Source organism: Helicobacter pylori (assembly GCF_006439795.1).
In the GTDB taxonomy this organism is placed as follows: domain Bacteria; phylum Campylobacterota; class Campylobacteria; order Campylobacterales; family Helicobacteraceae; genus Helicobacter; species Helicobacter pylori_CR.
Map to the genome: position 1 here is coordinate 13713 of NZ_VEYL01000004.1, position 18299 is coordinate 32011.

An 18299-nucleotide genomic window follows, 5' to 3' on the forward strand; every position below is an offset into this window, starting at 1 on the left:
AAAGGAAACATAAGTTTTAAAAAATGAGTGCGGAACTGATTGCTGTTTATAAAGACGAGCAAATAATAGATTTAGAGAGCGCGAAAGTCTTAGGGCTGAGCGATGGGGTTAAAGCGTTAAAAGGGACAGAGCCGATATATTTTGATGATTCGCCTTTGGCTTTAGAAGTGATCAGGCATTCATGCGCACATTTGCTCGCGCAAAGCTTGAAAGCCCTTTATCCGGATGCGAAATTTTTTGTAGGCCCTGTGGTAGAAGAGGGGTTTTATTACGATTTCAAAACCGCTTCAAAAATCAGCGAAGAGGATTTGCCTAAAATTGAAGCGAAAATGAAAGAATTTGCGAAGTCAAAGCTCGCTATCACTAAAGAGGTTTTAACCAGAGAGCAAGCCTTGGAGCGTTTTAAGGGTGATGAATTAAAGCATGCGGTGATGAGTAAAATCAGTGGCGATATATTTGGCGTGTACCAACAAGGCGAGTTTGAAGATTTGTGTAAGGGGCCTCACCTCCCAAACACCCGTTTTTTAAACCATTTCAAGCTCACTAAATTGGCCGGGGCTTATTTGGGTGGCGATGAAAACAATGAAATGCTCATTAGAATCTATGGCATCGCTTTTGCCACCAAAGAGGGTTTAAAAGACTATCTTTTCCAAATAGAAGAAGCGAAAAAACGAGATCACAGAAAGCTAGGTGTGGAGCTAGGGCTTTTTAGCTTTGATGATGAGATAGGGGCAGGCTTACCTTTATGGCTGCCTAAAGGGGCAAGGCTCAGAAAACGCATTGAAGATTTATTGAGCAAAGCGTTACTTTTAAGAGGTTATGAGCCGGTTAAAGGTCCTGAGATTTTAAAGAGCGATGTGTGGAAAATCAGCGGGCATTATGACAACTATAAAGAAAACATGTATTTCACCACGATTGATGAGCAAGAATACGGCATAAAGCCTATGAATTGCGTGGGGCATATTAAAGTCTATCAGAACGCTTTACACAGCTACAGAGATTTGCCTTTAAGGTTTTATGAATACGGCGTGGTGCATCGGCATGAAAAAAGCGGCGTGTTGCATGGGCTTTTAAGGGTGAGGGAATTTACCCAAGATGATGCACATATTTTTTGCTCTTTTGAACAGATCCAAAGCGAAGTGAGTGCGATTTTAGATTTTACGCATAAAATCATGCAAGCGTTTGATTTTAGCTATGAAATGGAATTATCCACAAGGCCGGCTAAATCCATAGGCGATGATAAAGTTTGGGAAAAGGCCACTAACGCTTTAAAAGAAGCCCTAAAAGAGCACCGCATTGATTACAAGATTGATGAGGGGGGAGGGGCTTTCTATGGGCCTAAGATTGACATTAAAATCACTGACGCTTTAAAGCGTAAATGGCAGTGCGGCACGATTCAAGTGGATATGAATTTGCCTGAACGCTTCAAGCTCGCTTTCACTAATGAGCGTAATCATGCTGAACAGCCTGTGATGATCCACAGAGCGATTTTAGGCTCGTTTGAAAGGTTTATTGCGATTTTGAGCGAGCATTTTGGGGGGAATTTCCCTTTCTTTGTCGCGCCCACTCAAATCGCTCTCATCCCCATTAACGAAGAGCATCATGTTTTTGCTTTGAAATTAAAAGAGGAATTAAAAAAGCGCGATATTTTTGTAGAAGTGCTGGATAAAAACGACAGCTTGAATAAAAAGGTGCGATTAGCCGAAAAGCAAAAAATCCCTATGATTTTAGTGTTAGGGAATGAGGAAGTGGAGACCGAAATTCTATCCATTAGAGACAGAGAAAAACAAGCTCAATATAAAATGCCCTTAAAGGAGTTTTTAAACATGGTTGAATCTAAGATGCAAGAGGTTAGTTTTTGAGTAGAAACGAAGTGTTGTTAAACGGAGACATTAATTTTAAAGAAGTGCGTTGCGTGGGCGATAATGGCGAAGTGTATGGGATCATTTCTTCCAAAGAAGCGCTCAATATCGCTCAAAATTTAGGTTTGGATTTGGTTTTGATTTCAGCGAGCGCGAAACCTCCCGTGTGTAAGGTGATGGATTATAATAAATTCCGCTACCAAAATGAAAAGAAAATCAAGGAAGCCAAGAAAAAGCAAAAGCAAATTGAAATCAAAGAGATCAAGCTTTCCACTCAAATCGCGCAAAACGATATTAACTACAAAGTCAAGCATGCGAGAGAATTTATTGAATCCAACAAGCATGTCAAATTCAAAGTGGTTTTAAAGGGTAGGGAGAGTCAAAACTCAAAAGCTGGGCTTGATGTGCTTTTTAGAGTCCAAACGATGATGCAAGATTTAGCCAACCCTGAAAAAGAGCCAAAAACCGAGGGGCGTTTTGTTTCGTGGATGTTTGTGCCTAAGGCTAAAGAAGCCCCCAAAAACGAAAAGAAAACCAAAGAAAATAACCCGCCTTTTAATCGTATTAACCTTATGAAAGGAGAAAATCATGCCAAAAATGAAGACTAATCGTGGCGCGTCTAAGCGTTTCAAAGTTAAAAAAAACTTGATTAAGCGCGGCAGTGCTTTTAAAAGCCATATTTTGACTAAAAAAAGCCCTAAGCGTAAAGCCAATCTAAACGCGCCAAAACATGTGCATCACACTAACGCGCATTCTGTCATGTCGTTGCTTTGCAGGGCTTAAGAATGCTGATTAGAAAGTGGAGTTAATCCCCTTGTTTAAGGGAAAGTCGTTTTAAAAACGCACCTAAAAATATTTTAAAAAGAAAGGTAAAGAAATGAGAGTTAAAACAGGCGTTGTGCGCAGAAGGCGCCATAAAAAAGTCTTAAAACTCGCTAGAGGGTTTTATAGTGGCAGAAGAAAGCATTTTAGAAAGGCTAAAGAACAGCTTGAAAGAAGCATGTATTACGCCTTTAGGGATCGCAAACAAAAGAAAAGAGAATTCAGGAGTTTGTGGGTGGTAAGGATCAATGCGGCTTGCAGAATGCACAATACAAGTTATTCGCGCTTCATGCATGCCCTAAAAGTGGCTAACATTGAATTAGACCGCAAGGTTTTAGCGGACATGGCGATGAATGACATGCAAGCCTTTAAGAGCGTGTTAGAGAGCGTGAAAGAGCATCTTTAATCTCTATTGGCTGTTAGGTTTTAGTTTTAGCCTAAAAAAGGTGAGAGGATTTAGGAATTTTTACTAAAAAGTTCCTAAAATTGATTTTTGTTTCAATTTATTCTCATTCAATCGCTATATTTAATCAAAAAGAAAGCAATTTTATAGTAGAATGTAGCATTTAGAACTCAAGTAGAGAAAATGTAGAAGGAAGGAATACATGAAGAAATCTGTTATAGTAGGTGCTATCTCTCTAGCAATGACGAGCTTGTTGTCAGCAGAGACCCCTAAGCAAGAAAAAGCTATTAAGACTAGCCCTACAAAAAAAGGTGAAAGAAATGCTGCTTTTATAGGGATTGATTACCAGTTGGGTATGCTTAGCACTACCGCTCAAAATTGTTCCCATGGGAATTGTAATGGTAATCAAAGTGGGGCTTATGGCTCTAACACGCCTAACATGCCTACAGCGTCAAACCCTACAGGAGGGCTTACTCATGGCGCTCTAGGGACTCGTGGGTATAAAGGCTTAAGCAACCAACAATACGCTATCAATGGTTTTGGATTTGTTGTGGGGTATAAGCATTTTTTTAAGAAAGCCCCACAGTTTGGAATGCGTTATTACGGATTCTTTGATTTTGCAAGCTCTTATTATAAGTATTACACTTATAACGATTATGGCATGAGAGACGCTCGCAAGGGTTCTCAAAGTTTCATGTTTGGCTATGGGGCTGGCACAGATGTGTTGTTTAACCCGGCTATTTTCAATCGTGAGAACTTGCATTTTGGGTTTTTCTTGGGCGTTGCGATTGGTGGTACCTCTTGGGGTCCAACAAACTATTATTTTAAGGACTTAGCGAATGAATACCAAGGGAGTTTCCACCCATCAAATTTCCAGGTCTTAGTTAATGGTGGGATCCGCTTAGGCACTAAACACCAAGGTTTTGAAATTGGCTTGAAAATCCAAACTATTCGCAACAATTATTATACCGCTAGTGCGGATAATGTGCCTGAAGGGACTACTTATAGATTCACCTTTCACCGCCCCTATGCCTTTTATTGGCGTTACATTGTGAGCTTTTAAGGTGTTTTAGGGCTAATCTTATGGGGGCATAGAAAAGGGCTTTTGCTCTTTATGGCCTTTTATAGTTTTCTTGTATCAAAGGCTTTAAAAAATCAATATGGCTGCTTGCTAAAAATTAAAGCGCAATCCTTACAAGCAATTGAACTTACCGGCAATAGCACGCAAACAAGTCTTTGAAAAATCAAAAATGAATTGATTATTTTTGAAAATGATGATAGGGGATATTAGGTTGGCTGTTTTAACGGAGCGCTGATCATAAAATCTAAAAATCAATTCGCTGTTAAAGCGCTATAAGTTATCTTTAATCAATCAAATGATAGAATTTGTCTTTTATTTTTGAATTGGGAGCATTTGATGAAAAAATTGGCGTTTTCTTTATTATTTACAGGGACTTTTTTGGGGCTTTTTTTGAATGCGAGCGATTTTAAGAGCATGGATGACAAGCAACTATTAGAGCAAGCAGGGAAAGTTGCTCCTAGCGAAGTTCCAGAGTTTCGCACAGAAATCAATAAGCGATTAGCAGTGATGAAAGAAGAAGAGCGTAAAAAATATAAAGCGGATTTTAAGAAAGCGATGGATAAAAATTTAGCTTCTTTAAGCCAAGAAGATCGCAACAAGCGTAAAAAAGAAATTCTTGAAGTGATTGCTAACAAAAAGAAAACAATGACCATGAAAGAATATCGTGAAGAGGGGCTAGATTTGCACGATTGCGCATGTGAAGGTCCTTTTCATGATCATGAAAAAAAGGAAAAAAAAGGCAAAAAACCAAGCCATCATGAGCATTAACGCTTAGGGTGTGCTAACTTTTTGATTTTTGTAAAACCACGCCGTAAGTCCCTAGCTTTTGGCTATGGGGATATAAGGCGTTTTTTGTTATAATTCTACCATAGCGTTTGGGCACTTAAAATAGAGGCTATTGCTTGGTGGGTGGGCTTTGCTACTCTTAAAACCCTTTAGCCGTGAAAGGCATACCAATTTTTTAGAGTTAAAGTTTTTGGAGTGTTTGTATTTTTTGGATATCTATGGTATCATACCCAATAGTAAAGACCCTTTGAAAGTCTGTATTTTAAGACGGCCAAAACAGCTTGAACTCTAGGTGGTTTTTATCAATAGAAGAAAATTTCAAAAGAGAGCTTTTATGAAGAACAATGTCTATTTTTGTTGCGACTGTATATTAATTAGGAGTTTGGTGTGAAACGGATTTTATTTTTTTTAGTAGCTACGACTTTTTTGTTGAGAGCAGAAACGGATTCTGCCACTATTGACACTACGATTGATCCCAATGTTATGTTTTCTGAAAGCTCCACAGGGAATGTGAAAAAAGACCGCAAGAGGGTTTTAAAGAGCATGGTTAATTTGGAAAAAGAGCGCGTGAAGAATTTTAACCAGTATTCTGAAACCAAGATGAGTAAGGGCGACTTATCCGCTTTTGGAGCTTTCTTTAAGGGGAGTTTGGAAAGTTGTGTGGATCAAAAGATTTGTTATTATGAACATAGAAATGGCAAGGTTTCTTTTGTGGTGAATGACAGGGAGAAGTTTTATAAACATGTGCTTAAAGACTTAGGGACAGAGCTTTCACTCCCTTTGTTTAACTGGCTTTACAAAGGCTCGGATTTTGGGGCTTTGCATGAGCAGTTTGGGGATATGTATGATGGGTATATCAAATATTTGATCAGCATGGTTAGGGTGAGTCAAAAAGAAAAGGCTAGAAAACTGGATGCAGCCACTTTTAAGAAAATGGAAGATCAAGCTGAGAAAGAAACTAAGGCAGCGTTTCAAAAGAGGAGCAGTGGGGAGATTCAAAACCATACTGATAGCCCTGAATTTATAAGCTCTTCTAAAAAAACACAGGATGCTTCTAATCCGGATCTAGATCCTACGACTAACGCTAACGTGCTCAAAGAAACAGCTTCAAAAGAGCCAGAGGCTTCTTCAAAAAAAGAGAAAAAGCCCAAGAAAAAACGCCGCCTTTCAAAGAAAGAAAAACAACAATAAGCCTTGCAACAAGAGTTTGAAAAACAAATTAGCGACTCTAATAAGTCTGAAAAATAGTAAAATATTTAGCTTACCTTTGAGTAGGGGGCTTTAAATAAGTTTCTTAAACACTCCTTTTTAGGCTTTTAGCTCCCTATCACTCCGTCTTGTGTTAGGACTATCTTTTTTAAAAACCACCGCTTTTTTAAAATCTTTAGACTTTAAGCTTTTTGGCTTTTTTGCGGTAAGCTTAAGGTATTGTTACGCAAAAATCTTTGAAATACAGCGGTTGATAGAGTTAATCATAACCTTAAGACATTCCAACGCATTTTATAAAGCCTATAAAAATTTTAATGGAGTATCGGTAATCAAATTGATGCCTTTGAGTGTTTTTGCCATCAAAATAAAAGAACCTGCGTAAGCCAAGCGATAGTTTCTCATGACACGCTTTTATAGGGTTATGGGGAGTTTTGGGGTTGGGGAGAGTTATTTCAAAAGGCCTCCTATCCCCTTATGAGTTTTAAATAAACTTTTTACTACAAAATGAAATCCAAAACGATGCAATAACGCTTTAAAACCCTATTTTTTAAAAATTTTTGAAGGACATTAAAGTTGGAAGAGACTTATTTGTGTTTGTTAAAAACAAAGCCTTTTTATTTTGAATTTAAAGCCCTAAAAGTTGAGGGCTATCCCTTAGCATTTTAAGGTTTTGGCTAACCCCCCTAACGAAGTCTCTTTGTATTTTTCATTCATGTCTTTTCCGGTCGCATACATCGTAGCAATCACTTCATCTAGGCTCACTTTAGGCTTGTATTCATCTTCTAAGGCTAATTTAGAAGCGCTGATCGCTTTAATCGCCCCTAAAACATTGCGTTCAATGCAAGGGATTTGCACCAAGCCCCCCACCGGATCGCATGTCAATCCTAAATGGTGCTCCATAGCGATTTCACTAGCGATCAAAACCTGTTGCGTGGTCGCTTGGCACAAATAGGCTAACCCCCCCGCAGCCATAGAGCTTGCCACACCAATTTCAGCCTGACACCCCGCTTCTGCTCCGCTCAAGGAAGCGTTTTTTTTGTAAAGATAGCCAATCGCCGCACTGGTGAGTAAAAAATCATTAATAGCCTTTTGCGATAAATTTTCAAACAAATGGTTTTTGGCGTATAAAAGCACGCTTGGCACCACCGCGCACGCTCCATTAGTGGGGGCGGTTACCACCTTTCCTCCGCTAGCGTTTTCTTCAGCAATGGCGCGAGCGTAAAGCGAAATGTAATCAATCAATGCTAAGGGGTCTTTCCCGCTTGTGGGGTGTTTTTCTAGGCGCGCCTTGATGCTTGGGGCCAATCGTGTTACCCTCAAAGAACCGGGCAGATACATTTCTTTAGAATTAGCCCCATTATCATAACACTCAAGCATCGCATGATAAATTTTAGCCATCGTTGCATCAGGGCGGTTTTTGAGGGCGTTTTCTCTCAAACGCACGATTTCAGCGATGTTTTTTTGGTGTTTTTGGCATAATTCTAGCAATTCCTTAGCGCTTGAAAAATCATAGGCAATACTTCCATTCCCACCCTCTTCAGACAAGTTGTCTAATTCTTTTTCAGTATAGACAAACCCTCCACCGACAGAATAGTAAGTCTCTTCTTTTAAAACCTCATTTTTAGCGTTAAAAGCTTTTAAAATGAGGGCGTTTTGGTGTCTGGCTAAAGGTTTATTGTCAAAAATCAAATCTTTAGAATAATCAAAATGAATGCGATGCTGGTTAGCGAGTTTTAAAACTTTGTTTTCAAGCGCTTCATGCAATAAGGCTTTTTTGGTTGCTGCCTCCAATTCGTTAGCGTAAATACCATGCAAGCCAATTAAAACCGCCTCATCGCTCAAATGCCCTTTACCGGTTAAAGCTAATGAGCCATGCAAGGTGATTTGAACGCGCACAACCTGCTCTAAAACGCCTTTTAATGACTCGCAAAATCTCGCTCCCGCTTCCATAGGCCCTATAGTGTGTGAAGAGCTAGGTCCCACGCCGATTTTAAAAATGGATAAAATAGAAAAACTAGCCATTAAAATAGTCCCAAAAACACGCTCAAAGCCGTCAAGCTCCCAAAGACAAACACAAAAATATCCACTTTGAAATTTCTAAAACGCTTCAAACTAGAAACGCTATAAAAAGCTATCATAGGCATCACAAACAGAATGAGCGCGATAATGGGGCCGCCTAAATTTTCAATAAAATCCAAGATATTAGGGTTAATATAAGCCACAAGCGTGATAGTCAGCCATAAAAAAATCGTTACGCTAACGCTCAAGGTTTTAGAAGCTTTTTTCAATTTTAAACTTTGAATAATAATGCCTTCTAAACCCTCCTTAGCCCCATAATAATGCCCAAAAAAAGATGAAAAAATCGCTAAAAAAGCCACCACAGGCCCCGCATAGTTGATTAAAGGGTTGTTTAAAGTGTTAGCAAAATAGCTTAAAATGGGGATATTTTGTTCCCTTGCTTTCGCAAAATCATCAGCACTCAAGCACATGACGCACGAAAACACAAAAAACATCACAAACCCTAAAAGCATCAGCGATGTCCCTAATTCAATTTGATTGAGTTTATACTCTTTGAAAGCGCCGTATTCTTTTCCCACATTTTGGGTGAAGGTTGAAATAATGGGGCTATGGTTGAACGAAAACACAAGCACCGGTAAGGTTAGCCAAATCGCTAACACAAATTCTTTAAAGCTCGGCACCACAAAAAGATTAGCGCCTTGCCAATAAGGGATAAGATACAAAGAAAAAAGCAATAAAATCAAGCATAAAGGATACACTAAAGCGTTACAAATGCGTGTAACAATCGTAGCGTTAAAAACCATCACCAACATCATTAAAGAGACTAATACCACAGCCAGTAAGCCCCGATGAAAAGGCGCTAAATGCAACTGGTTAGTGAAAAAATGATCAAACACATTAGTGATACCCACCCCATAAGCCAAGCAAATAGGATAAATCGCCAAGAAATAAAGCAAAGTGATAAGAAAACCCCATTGAGCGCCAAAATGAGAGCGAACGACCATGGTAATGTCTTCTCTATCTTTAGATCCTATGAAATAAGCCAAAGCCCTATGCCCTAGATAAGTCAAAGGGAAAATGATCGTGCTCATCACCACAATAGCCCATATCCCATGCCCACCGGCTCTAATAGGCAAAAATAAAATCCCAGCCCCCACCGCCGTGCCAAATAAGGACGCCATCCAACGCAAATCAAACGCATTGATCTTTTTGAGATCGCTTGGAACCGCTTTTTCTTGTGCCATGCTATTAAACCGCCCTTTTATCGTGTTAAAGAGCTTTCATTGTAGCATAAAGCTTTTTATGATTGGGGTTTTTTGAGATTAGGGGGTGGTTTTTAGCACGCATTTATTTTCTAAAATCCACGATTTAACCCGCACAAGCTATAATAACGCTTAAAAAAAGATTAATAAAGGATTGTAGAAATGTCAAACACAACTTGGTCGCCCACTTCATGGCATTCTTTTAAGATAGAGCAACACCCCACTTACAAAGATAAGCAAGAATTAGAAAGGGTCAAAAAAGAATTGCACTCCTACCCTCCTTTAGTGTTTGCTGGCGAAGCGAGGAACTTGCAAGAGCGTTTAGCCCAAGTCATTGACAATAAGGCGTTTTTGTTGCAAGGGGGCGATTGCGCGGAGTCGTTTTCTCAATTTAGCGCTAATCGGATTAGAGACATGTTTAAAGTGATGATGCAAATGGCGATTGTCTTAACTTTTGCTGGCTCTATACCGATCGTGAAAGTGGGGCGCATTGCCGGGCAATTTGCCAAGCCTCGCTCTAATGCGACTGAAATGCTAGATAATGAAGAAGTGTTGAGTTACAGAGGGGATATTATCAATGGGATTTCCAAAAAAGAAAGAGAGCCAAAGCCTGAGAGAATGCTTAAAGCTTATCATCAAAGCGTAGCGACTTTAAACCTTATCAGAGCTTTTGCTCAAGGCGGGTTAGCCAATTTAGAGCAAGTGCATCGTTTCAATTTGGATTTTGTCAAAAACAACGACTTTGGGCAAAAATACCAGCAAATCGCTGACCGAATCACGCAAGCTTTAGGGTTTATGCGAGCATGCGGGGTGGAGATAGAAAAAACGCCTATTCTTAGGGAAGTGGAATTTTACACCAGCCACGAAGCGTTACTGCTCCATTATGAAGAGCCTTTGGTGCGTAAGGATAGTTTGACTAACCAGTTTTATGATTGCTCCGCACACATGCTGTGGATTGGCGAAAGGACAAGAGATCCTAAGGGCGCGCATGTGGAGTTTTTAAGGGGGGTTTGTAACCCTATTGGCGTGAAAATCGGGCCTAATGCGAGCGTGAGCGAAGTGTTAGAATTGTGCGATGTTTTAAACCCGCACAACCTTAAAGGGCGTTTGAATTTGATCGTGCGCATGGGTTCTAAGATGATTAAAGAGCGTTTGCCTAAACTTTTACAAGGGGTGTTGAAAGAAAAACGCCATATTCTATGGAGCATTGATCCCATGCATGGCAACACGGTTAAAACCAGTTTGGGGGTTAAAACAAGGGCTTTTGATAGCGTGTTGGATGAAGTGAAAAGCTTTTTTGAAATCCATAGGGCTGAAGGGAGTTTGGCTTCAGGGGTTCATTTGGAAATGACAGGTGAGAATGTTACAGAATGTATCGGTGGCTCGCAAGCGATCACTGAAGAGGGTTTGAGTTGCCATTACTATACGCAATGCGATCCAAGATTAAACGCCACTCAAGCCCTAGAACTCGCTTTTTTAATCGCTGACATGCTTAAAAAACAACGATCTTAGTTAAAAAGAGATTAATCTTTTTTTAACTCTTTTTCTTTATAATTATCGTAAGCATTTTAATATTTAAAGGAGCTTGAAATGAGAATTTCTCTTTTAGCTGTAATTTTAGCGTTATTGTTTGTGGCTTGCCATGAAACTAAAAAACAAATTTTACAAAACGAAGCCGATAGCACCCCTTCAGAAAAAACCATTTGGCAGCCTGAACAAAAATAAAAATTGTAAAAATACTCAAAAGCGTTTTTAAAATAACACAATCAAAAAGTTAGCGAGTGGCGGTTTCTTGTAGCACGATCTTAGGGTTGTAGGGGAATGATTTCAAAACATTCCCTATCCCTTATGAGTTTTATTATAAAACTAAAACGAAGTTTAAAAAACAAGTTTTTAAAAATAAGAGAATGGCCAAAAAGCCTAAAATTAAAAAGTCTCAAATTAAGATGGGCGAAAGCTAGAGAGTTAAATTACAAACTCTCTAAAACCTTTTGAGCATGGCCTTTGGCTTTGACATTGTAGAAGCATTTTTCTAAAACGCCTTGCGTGTTGATAATGAAAGTGGAGCGGATAATCCCCAAATGCTCCTTCCCATAAAGCATGCGTTTGCCATAAGCTTTGTAAAGATTGGCCACTTTTTTATCTTCATCGCAGAGTAAAATCACATTCAAAGAGCATTGGCTGATAAATTTTTGATGCGATTGCGCGTTATCAGGGCTTACGCCTACGACAACAGCGTTTTTCTTTTCAAATTCACTAAACAGAGCGCTAAAATCTTTGGCTTCTAGAGTGCATCCGGGGGTGTTGTCTTTAGGGTAGAAATACAGCACCACTTTTTTATGGAGCAAATCTTTTAAAGAAATTTCTACGCCATCGCTGTTTTTCAATCTAAAATCAGGGGCTAATTGCCCTACTTCTAATTTTTCCATTCTTATCCTTTAATAGAGAATGACAGCGACTTTTTGAGGCCCATGCACCCCAAAAACGGTTTTTAATTCAATATCGGCTGTCCGGCTAGGCCCGCCAATAAGGAGCATGTTTGTGGGTAATGCACCGTTTTGGCCTTGATTTTTTAAAGCTTGCACGCCCTCGCTTAAATTGCGCACAATGGATTCTTTTTTCAATAAAATGATGCAATTAAGGGTGATGAGCGAAAGCAATCGTGGGCTTGCATGCGAAGAAACCGCCCCAATCATGCCCAAGCTTGAAATCCCACAAACCCCATGCAATAAAGCCGTATCAATCTCAAACAACTCTTCACGCATCGCTTCAATTTCTTTATCATAAGGCTGTAAAGTAAAATCCTTAAACGCTTCAAAATTCAAATTTAAATCCGTAGAATGTAAGACTTTTTTGCTTTGAAAATTTTCTAAAGCCTTTAAAATGGCTTGCTCTAAATTCTCTTTAGCGCTTTCAATGACTTCAGCTTTATTCAACACCTGGAAATGCTTGTATTCTTCCACCAAGTCTTCAAACTCCACTTTAATGATATTTCTATAAATAGGGTTTGCTCCCTGAATGGCATGCTTGGCTCTGGCTTCTTTAATGCGCTTTAAAATAAGCTCTTTACTCATAAATCACCCCTTCTAAGTGTTGGACTTTGGCATGCAAGCTCGTGTCCATATTGGGTAAGGTCCTCACGCTCGCCCACTCTTTGACTAAAGGCAGTATAGGCGCTAAAAGCTTGCCTAAAGGCGAGAAAAATTGAGCCATTTTCAATTGGAAACGCCACTTGGCCCCATCGCTTGCCATTTTGGCAAACATTTTCATAGAGAATTTTTCCATCCCGCTGTGTTGGGTGCTTTTAGCCCCCTTGACTACACCCCTACCCTCGCCCACTTTATCGGCTCGTAAATCTCTAATAAGTTCTGCTAATGGGATTTCTACGGGGCATACTTCAGTGCAACGCCCGCAAAGACTGCACAAATTAGGGATATGCCCGTAATTATTCAGGCCAAAGAGTTGGGGGGATACCACCACGCCTATAGGGCCAGGATAAGTAGAAAGATAGGCATGCCCACCGATTTTATCATACACAGGGCAGTGGTTCAAACAAGTCCCGCAACGAATGCATGAAAGAGCGCGGTAATACTTTTCATCAGCCAAAATATTGGAGCGGTTGTTGTCTAATAAAATAATGTGGGCTTCTTTAGGGCCGTCTAAATCGCCCTCTTTTCTGGGGCCTGTGATGATGTTTTGATAACAAGTGATAGGCACACCCACAGCACTTGGAGCGAGCAGATTGTTTAAAATCGCCGCATCATCAAAGCTTTCTACTAATTTTTCAATCCCACAAATTGCGACATGCACATCGCATGCGGTGGTGCTCATGCGGCCATTGCCTTCATTTTCCACTAACCAGATCGCTCCTTCATTAGCGATAGCGAAATTAACCCCACTGATCCCCATTTTAAAGCTTTCAAATTCTTTGCGCATGTGTTTTCTGGCGATCGCATTAAGCTTTTCAGGCTCTTCTTCATAGGCGGCGTTGAGTTTTTCTTCAAAAATCTTACCGATTTGTTTGCGGTTTTTATGGATAGCCGGCACGACAATATGCACAGGGTGTTCATTAATGAGCTGGATAATCAATTCGCCCAAATCCGTTTCTTGCGCTTGAATGCCCTTTTCTTTGAGATAATGATTCAAGCCAATTTCTTCGCTCGCCATGGATTTTTGCTTTAAAATGTGCTTGATATTCTTTTCTTTAGCGAGGTTGTAAATGATTTCATTAGCTTCATCGCCGTCTTTAGCGTAATGGATTTTAAAGCCGTTTTGAGTGGCGTTTTTTTCAAACAATTCCAAATATTCATCAAGCCTGGATAAAATTTTAAGCTTGACTTCTTTGCCTAATTCCCTTAAATTTTCCCACTCGCTGTAACGATTTTTAATCAGATTCTTGCGATTAGCCCTTAAGGTATCCATTGCAGAACGCAAATTTTCCCTTAATTGCATATCGCCTAATTGGTCGGTGATGATTTCTTCGTATTCTTGGTCGCTATGATATTTTTCCATGATTATTCCTTAAAACAATTCTTTAATGTTAAAGCCCAAGCCTTGAGGCTAAAAAGTCATAAAAATGCATGGGTTTTGTCAAAGAGCCCATTTTTTGCATAGCGGTGCTGATATTCATCAAACACCCCGCATCCGCTGAAACAATCACATCCACTTGACGGCTTTCTATGTCTTTGATCTTTTCTTTGACCATAACCGCTGAAATTTCAGGCTCTTTGACTGAAAAAGTCCCCCCAAACCCGCAGCATTCTTCTTCTTTTTCCAATTCAATGAGTTCCACATTTTTAAGCTGTCTGATGAGATTTTTCGCCGAGTCAATCACCTTAGCCACCCTTAAGGCATGGCAATTAGAATGCCATGTGATTTTAAGGGGTTCGCCCTTATCTTCATATTTGACTTGCAATTTTTTATCCAAAAATTCGCTCAATTCATACACCCTAGAGCAAAAATCTTTAACCATGTTAAATTCCGCATGCCCTTCAAACAATTCCAAATAATCATGCCGCATCATCCCTGTGCATGAACCGCTAGGCAAGATAATAGGGTAGTCGTTATTGGAATAAAGTTTGATATTGTATAAAACGACTTTTTTCGTCTCTTCATAGTATCCTGAGTTATAGCTTGGCTGGCCGCAACATGTCTGGTCTTTTTTGAAAACCACTTCCAAATTTTCCTTACGGAGTAATTTGATAGCGTTAAGCGATGCGTTGCTGTATATGGCTGCTCCTAGACAAGTAGCAAAGAAATTGACTTTCAAAGAAGGCTCCTTAAAATTCCAAATTAAGAGTTTCAAACACAAACAATATAATACTCAAAATTTGGTAAGATTGTAACCACAATTGATAAACCCACTCGCTCAAACATTGTTACTAAAATAAACCACAAACCCATTAAATTTGACTTAATATTAAATGCTACTTAAAATTAGTTTTTTCTTTTAAGTAAGATAAAAAAATACTTTTAATTATTCAAGGAAAATTTATGGAATTTTATCAAGTCTATGACCCATTAGGCCATATTTGGCTGAGCGCTTTAGTGGCACTATCGCCTATTGCGCTCTTTTTTATTTCTCTTATTGTCTTCAAACTTAAAGGGTATAGTGCTGGGTTTTTAAGCTTAGTGCTTTCAATCATTATTGCGTTATTTGTGTATAAAATGCCTGCTCAAATGGTGAGCGCGAGTTTTTTCTATGGCTTTCTTTATGGCTTATGGCCGATCGCATGGATTGTGATCGCTGCGATTTTTCTTTACAACCTTTCAGTGAAATCTGGGTATTTTGAGATTTTAAAAGAAAGTATTTTAACCCTAACGCCGGATCACCGGATTTTAGTGATTTTGATTGGCTTTTGTTTTGGCTCGTTTTTAGAAGGAGCGATCGGCTTTGGAGGCCCGGTAGCGATCACAGCGGCGATTTTAGTCGGCCTTGGGCTAAACCCCTTATACGCTGCCGGATTGTGCCTAATCGCTAACACCGCTCCTGTAGCTTTTGGCGCAGTGGGTATTCCTATTACGGCTATGGCTAGCGTGGTGGGTATCCCTGAGTTAGAGATTTCTCAAATGGTGGGCAGGGTGTTACCCATTTTTTCCATTGGTATTCCTTTTTTCATCGTGTTTTTAATGGATGGTTTTAGAGGGATTAGAGAAACTTTTCCTGCAGTGGCTGTTACCGGGTTTAGTTTCGCTATTGCGCAATTTTTAAGCTCTAATTATCTGGGGCCGCAACTCCCGGATATTATTTCAGCTTTAGTGTCATTGATCGCTACCACTTTATTTTTAAAATTCTGGCAGCCCAAGCATATTTTCACCAGCAATGGCAAAGAGCCCACGATCAGCACAGAAAAACACCATATTTGTAAGGTGATTGTAGCATGGATGCCTTTTGTGTTGCTCACTATTACGATTATCATATGGACGCAACCCTGGTTTAAAGCGCTCTTTAAAGAAGGCGGGGCTTTGGCGTTTTCTAGCTTTGCGTTTGATTTTGATTCTATCAGTCAAAAGATTTTTAAAACCGTTCCTATTGTTACTGAAGCGACTAATTTTCCTGTGGTGTTCAAACTCCCTTTGATTTTAACGACAGGCACTTCCATTTTTTTAGCCGCTCTTTTAAGCGTGTTTTTGTTGCGCGTGAAGATCAGCGATGCGATAGGGGTGTTTGGGGCCACTTTAAAAGAAATGCGTTTGCCGATTTTAACCATTGGCGTGGTTTTAGCGTTCGCGTATGTGGCTAATTATAGCGGCATGAGCGCCACGCTCGCTTTAGCGTTAGCGGATACTGGGCATGTTTTCACTTTCTTTTCGCCTGTGGTAGGCTGGCTTGGGGTGTTTTTAACCGGAAGCGATACGAGCTCTAATCTTTTATTTGGCTCTTTGCAAATGCTTATCGCTACACAGCTTGGCTTGCCTGAAGTGCTTTTCTTAGCGGCCAACACTTCAGGGGGCGTTGTGGGTAAAATGATAAGCCCTCAAAGTATCGCTATCGCTTGCGCGGCGGTGGGGTTAGTGGGGAAAGAGAGCGAATTGTTCAGATTTACAGTAAAATACTCTATCGCTTTGGCAATCATTATGGGGATTGTCTTCACTCTTATTGCTTATGTCTTCCCCTTTATTATCCCCATCATTCCTAAATAAGGGGGTTTTTAAAGAGAACTAGCGCTAAGAGAATATTTTTAAAAGGGATTTTTTAGTGCTAGAATTTCATCAAATTTATGACCCTTTGGGTAATATTTGGCTGAGTGCTCTTGTAGCTTTATTGCCGATTTTATTGTTTTTCTTATCTTTAATGGTTTTTAAACTCAAAGGTTATACAGCGGCCTTTTTGAGCGTGGCCTTATCAGCCATTATTGCGGTTTTAGTGTATAAAATGCCTGTTAGCATGGTGGGTTCAAGCTTTCTTTATGGCTTCCTCTATGGCTTATGGCCGATCGCATGGATTATTATTGCGGCGATTTTTTTATACAAACTCAGCGTTAAATCCGGCTATTTTGAAATCTTAAAAGAAAGCGTCCAGTCCATCACTTTAGATCACCGCATTTTAGTGATTTTGATTGGCTTTTGTTTTGGCTCGTTTTTAGAAGGAGCGATCGGTTTTGGAGGGCCTATTGCCATTACCGCAGCGATTTTAGTGGGCTTAGGGTTAAGCCCTTTGTATTCTGCCGGGTTATGTTTGATCGCTAATACCGCTCCTGTAGCCTTTGGCGCGGTGGGTATCCCTATAAGTGCGATGGCGAGCGCGGTAGGGGTGCCAGCGATTTTAATTTCAGCCATGACGGGTAAAATCCTCTTTTTTGTGAGCTTGTTAGTGCCGTTTTTCATTGTGTTTTTAATGGATGGCTTTAAGGGGATTAAAGAAACTTTTCCGGCCGTTTTTATCGCGGCTTTTTCTTTCGCTGGCACGCAATTTTTAAGCTCTAATTATTTGGGACCAGAATTGCCCGGCATTATTTCAGCCCTTGTTTCGCTCGTTGCAACGGCGTTCTTTTTGAAATTTTGGCAGCCTAAAGCGATTTTTAGAAGCGATGGCAAAGCGGCTTCATTCACTAAGAGTAACCATCATATCTGTAAGGTTTATGTCGCTTGGTCTCCTTTTGTGATCTTGGTTTTAGTGATTGTGCTATGGATACAGCCTTTTTTTAAGGCTTTGTTTGAAAAAGACGGCTTGTTAGCTTTTTCTAATTTTTATTTTGAATTCAATAACATCAGTAACCACATCTTTAAAAGCCCGCCTTTTGTAGAAGCCAATCAAAGCGTGAGTTTTCCGGTGGTGTTTAAATTTTTCTTAATCAACACGGTTGGCACTTCCATTTTTTTGGCCGCTCTTGTTAGCATGCTCGTTTTAAGGGTGCGAGTGAGCGATGCAGTGAGCGTCTTTGGCGAGACTTTAAAAGAAATGCGCTACCCCATTCTTACCATTGGTTTAGTCTTAAGCTTTGCTTATGTGTCTAATTACAGCGGGATTTCTTCCACTCTAGCCTTAGCACTCACGCATACGGGTTTGGCTTTTACTTTTTTCTCGCCCTTGATCGGGTGGGTGGGCGTGTTTTTAACCGGGAGCGATACGAGTTCTAATCTTTTATTTGGCTCTTTACAGCAACTCACCGCCCAACGATTGCACCTCCCTGAGATTTTAACCCTAACGGCTAATACCGTGGGTGGCACTTTGGGTAAGATGATAAGCCCTCAAAGCATCGCTATCGCTTGCGCGGCAGTGGGGTTAGCCGGGAAAGAGAGCGATTTATTCAAATTCACCGTTAAATACTCCCTTATTTTTGTAGCGATCATGGGAGTCGTGATCAGCGCGATTGCGTATTTGATCCCTGAAGTGGTGCCTGCGATAAAGTAGA

18 protein-coding genes and 1 pseudogene are annotated in these 18299 nt (G+C 40.0%); 12 read left to right on the forward strand and 7 right to left on the reverse strand.

Features of this window, described 5'->3' with window-relative positions; genetic code table 11:
- Positions 1–23: 23 nt before the first annotated feature.
- From thrS to FIM66_RS08130, 7 genes are all read left to right on the forward strand, one after another.
- Positions 24–1862 carry a threonine--tRNA ligase gene (gene thrS / locus FIM66_RS02605; RefSeq protein WP_140478111.1) on the forward strand — a complete coding sequence of 613 codons (1839 nt, stop codon included), beginning with the start codon at positions 24–26 and terminating at the stop codon, positions 1860–1862.
- Positions 1859–2470, forward strand: a complete 612-nt coding sequence (infC, locus tag FIM66_RS02610) for a translation initiation factor IF-3 (RefSeq protein WP_000089219.1) — start codon at positions 1859–1861, stop codon at positions 2468–2470. Before thrS ends, infC begins: the two co-directional genes overlap by 4 nt.
- Positions 2451–2645, forward strand: coding sequence for a 50S ribosomal protein L35 (rpmI, locus tag FIM66_RS02615; protein ID WP_001125542.1), 195 nt, complete (start codon positions 2451–2453; stop codon positions 2643–2645). Before infC ends, rpmI begins: the two co-directional genes overlap by 20 nt.
- A gap of 94 nt (positions 2646–2739) precedes the next feature.
- A complete protein-coding gene (rplT, locus tag FIM66_RS02620; RefSeq protein ID WP_001264175.1) occupies positions 2740–3090 on the forward strand; it encodes a 50S ribosomal protein L20 in 351 nt (116 codons plus the stop codon).
- A gap of 199 nt (positions 3091–3289) precedes the next feature.
- Positions 3290–4150 carry an outer membrane protein gene (locus FIM66_RS02625; RefSeq protein ID WP_140548015.1) on the forward strand — a complete coding sequence of 287 codons (861 nt, stop codon included), beginning with the start codon at positions 3290–3292 and terminating at the stop codon, positions 4148–4150.
- 354 nt (positions 4151–4504) lie between these two features.
- Positions 4505–4936 (forward strand): DUF1104 domain-containing protein, encoded by a 432-nt coding sequence (locus FIM66_RS02635; RefSeq protein WP_140548014.1) that lies wholly within the window; start codon positions 4505–4507, stop codon positions 4934–4936.
- A gap of 130 nt (positions 4937–5066) precedes the next feature.
- The gene (locus FIM66_RS08130) at positions 5067–5246 is read left to right on the forward strand and encodes a hypothetical protein (RefSeq protein WP_140599919.1); all 180 of its coding nucleotides are present in this window, start codon (positions 5067–5069) and stop codon (positions 5244–5246) included.
- Here the strand turns inward: FIM66_RS08130 and FIM66_RS08310 are convergent.
- A pseudogene (locus FIM66_RS08310) lies at positions 5217–5418 on the reverse strand (hypothetical protein). The gene FIM66_RS08130 and the pseudogene FIM66_RS08310 sit on opposite strands and share 30 nt — an antisense overlap.
- Between FIM66_RS08310 and FIM66_RS02650 the strand changes: the two are divergent.
- Positions 5342–6145, forward strand: coding sequence for a hypothetical protein (locus FIM66_RS02650; protein WP_140599921.1), 804 nt, complete (start codon positions 5342–5344; stop codon positions 6143–6145). The pseudogene FIM66_RS08310 and the gene FIM66_RS02650 sit on opposite strands and share 77 nt — an antisense overlap.
- A 672-nt stretch (positions 6146–6817) precedes the next feature.
- Here the strand turns inward: FIM66_RS02650 and FIM66_RS02655 are convergent.
- Positions 6818–8185, reverse strand: coding sequence for an L-serine ammonia-lyase (locus FIM66_RS02655; protein WP_131129434.1), 1368 nt, complete (start codon positions 8183–8185; stop codon positions 6818–6820).
- Positions 8185–9426 (reverse strand): serine/threonine transporter, encoded by a 1242-nt coding sequence (locus tag FIM66_RS02660; protein ID WP_140548011.1) that lies wholly within the window; start codon positions 9424–9426, stop codon positions 8185–8187. Before FIM66_RS02660 ends, FIM66_RS02655 begins: the two co-directional genes overlap by 1 nt.
- Before the next feature lie 180 nt (positions 9427–9606).
- Between FIM66_RS02660 and FIM66_RS02665 the strand changes: the two genes are divergently transcribed.
- Both FIM66_RS02665 and FIM66_RS08225 read left to right on the forward strand, forming a co-directional pair.
- Positions 9607–10956: a class II 3-deoxy-7-phosphoheptulonate synthase gene (locus FIM66_RS02665; RefSeq protein WP_140528165.1), complete on the forward strand. Its 1350-nt coding sequence runs from the start codon at positions 9607–9609 to the stop codon at positions 10954–10956.
- 78 nt (positions 10957–11034) lie between these two features.
- Positions 11035–11169 (forward strand): HP0135 family lipoprotein, encoded by a 135-nt coding sequence (locus tag FIM66_RS08225; RefSeq protein ID WP_001222899.1) that lies wholly within the window; start codon positions 11035–11037, stop codon positions 11167–11169.
- 245 nt (positions 11170–11414) lie between these two features.
- Here the strand turns inward: FIM66_RS08225 and FIM66_RS02675 are convergent, their stop codons facing one another.
- Genes FIM66_RS02675 through FIM66_RS02690 form a run of 4 tightly spaced genes read right to left on the reverse strand, consistent with a single transcriptional unit; the run spans position 11415 to position 14713 of the window.
- Positions 11415–11873, reverse strand: a complete 459-nt coding sequence (locus FIM66_RS02675) for a peroxiredoxin (protein WP_000412959.1) — start codon at positions 11871–11873, stop codon at positions 11415–11417.
- A 9-nt stretch (positions 11874–11882) separates the two neighbouring features.
- Positions 11883–12518: a LutC/YkgG family protein gene (locus FIM66_RS02680; protein WP_053574858.1), complete on the reverse strand. Its 636-nt coding sequence runs from the start codon at positions 12516–12518 to the stop codon at positions 11883–11885.
- The gene (locus FIM66_RS02685) at positions 12511–13956 is read right to left on the reverse strand and encodes a LutB/LldF family L-lactate oxidation iron-sulfur protein (protein ID WP_140482766.1); all 1446 of its coding nucleotides are present in this window, start codon (positions 13954–13956) and stop codon (positions 12511–12513) included. Before FIM66_RS02685 ends, FIM66_RS02680 begins: the two co-directional genes overlap by 8 nt.
- A 28-nt stretch (positions 13957–13984) precedes the next feature.
- Positions 13985–14713: a (Fe-S)-binding protein gene (locus FIM66_RS02690; RefSeq protein WP_000867258.1), complete on the reverse strand. Its 729-nt coding sequence runs from the start codon at positions 14711–14713 to the stop codon at positions 13985–13987.
- Between the two features lie 224 nt (positions 14714–14937).
- Between FIM66_RS02690 and FIM66_RS02695 the strand changes: the two genes are divergently transcribed.
- Together FIM66_RS02695 and FIM66_RS02700 are read left to right on the forward strand one after the other, a co-directional pair.
- Complete coding sequence (locus FIM66_RS02695; protein WP_140548009.1) at positions 14938–16587, forward strand: L-lactate permease; 1650 nt, start codon at positions 14938–14940, stop codon at positions 16585–16587.
- A gap of 55 nt (positions 16588–16642) precedes the next feature.
- The gene (locus FIM66_RS02700; RefSeq protein ID WP_140548008.1) at positions 16643–18298 is read left to right on the forward strand and encodes an L-lactate permease; all 1656 of its coding nucleotides are present in this window, start codon (positions 16643–16645) and stop codon (positions 18296–18298) included.
- Position 18299: the final 1 nt, after the last annotated feature.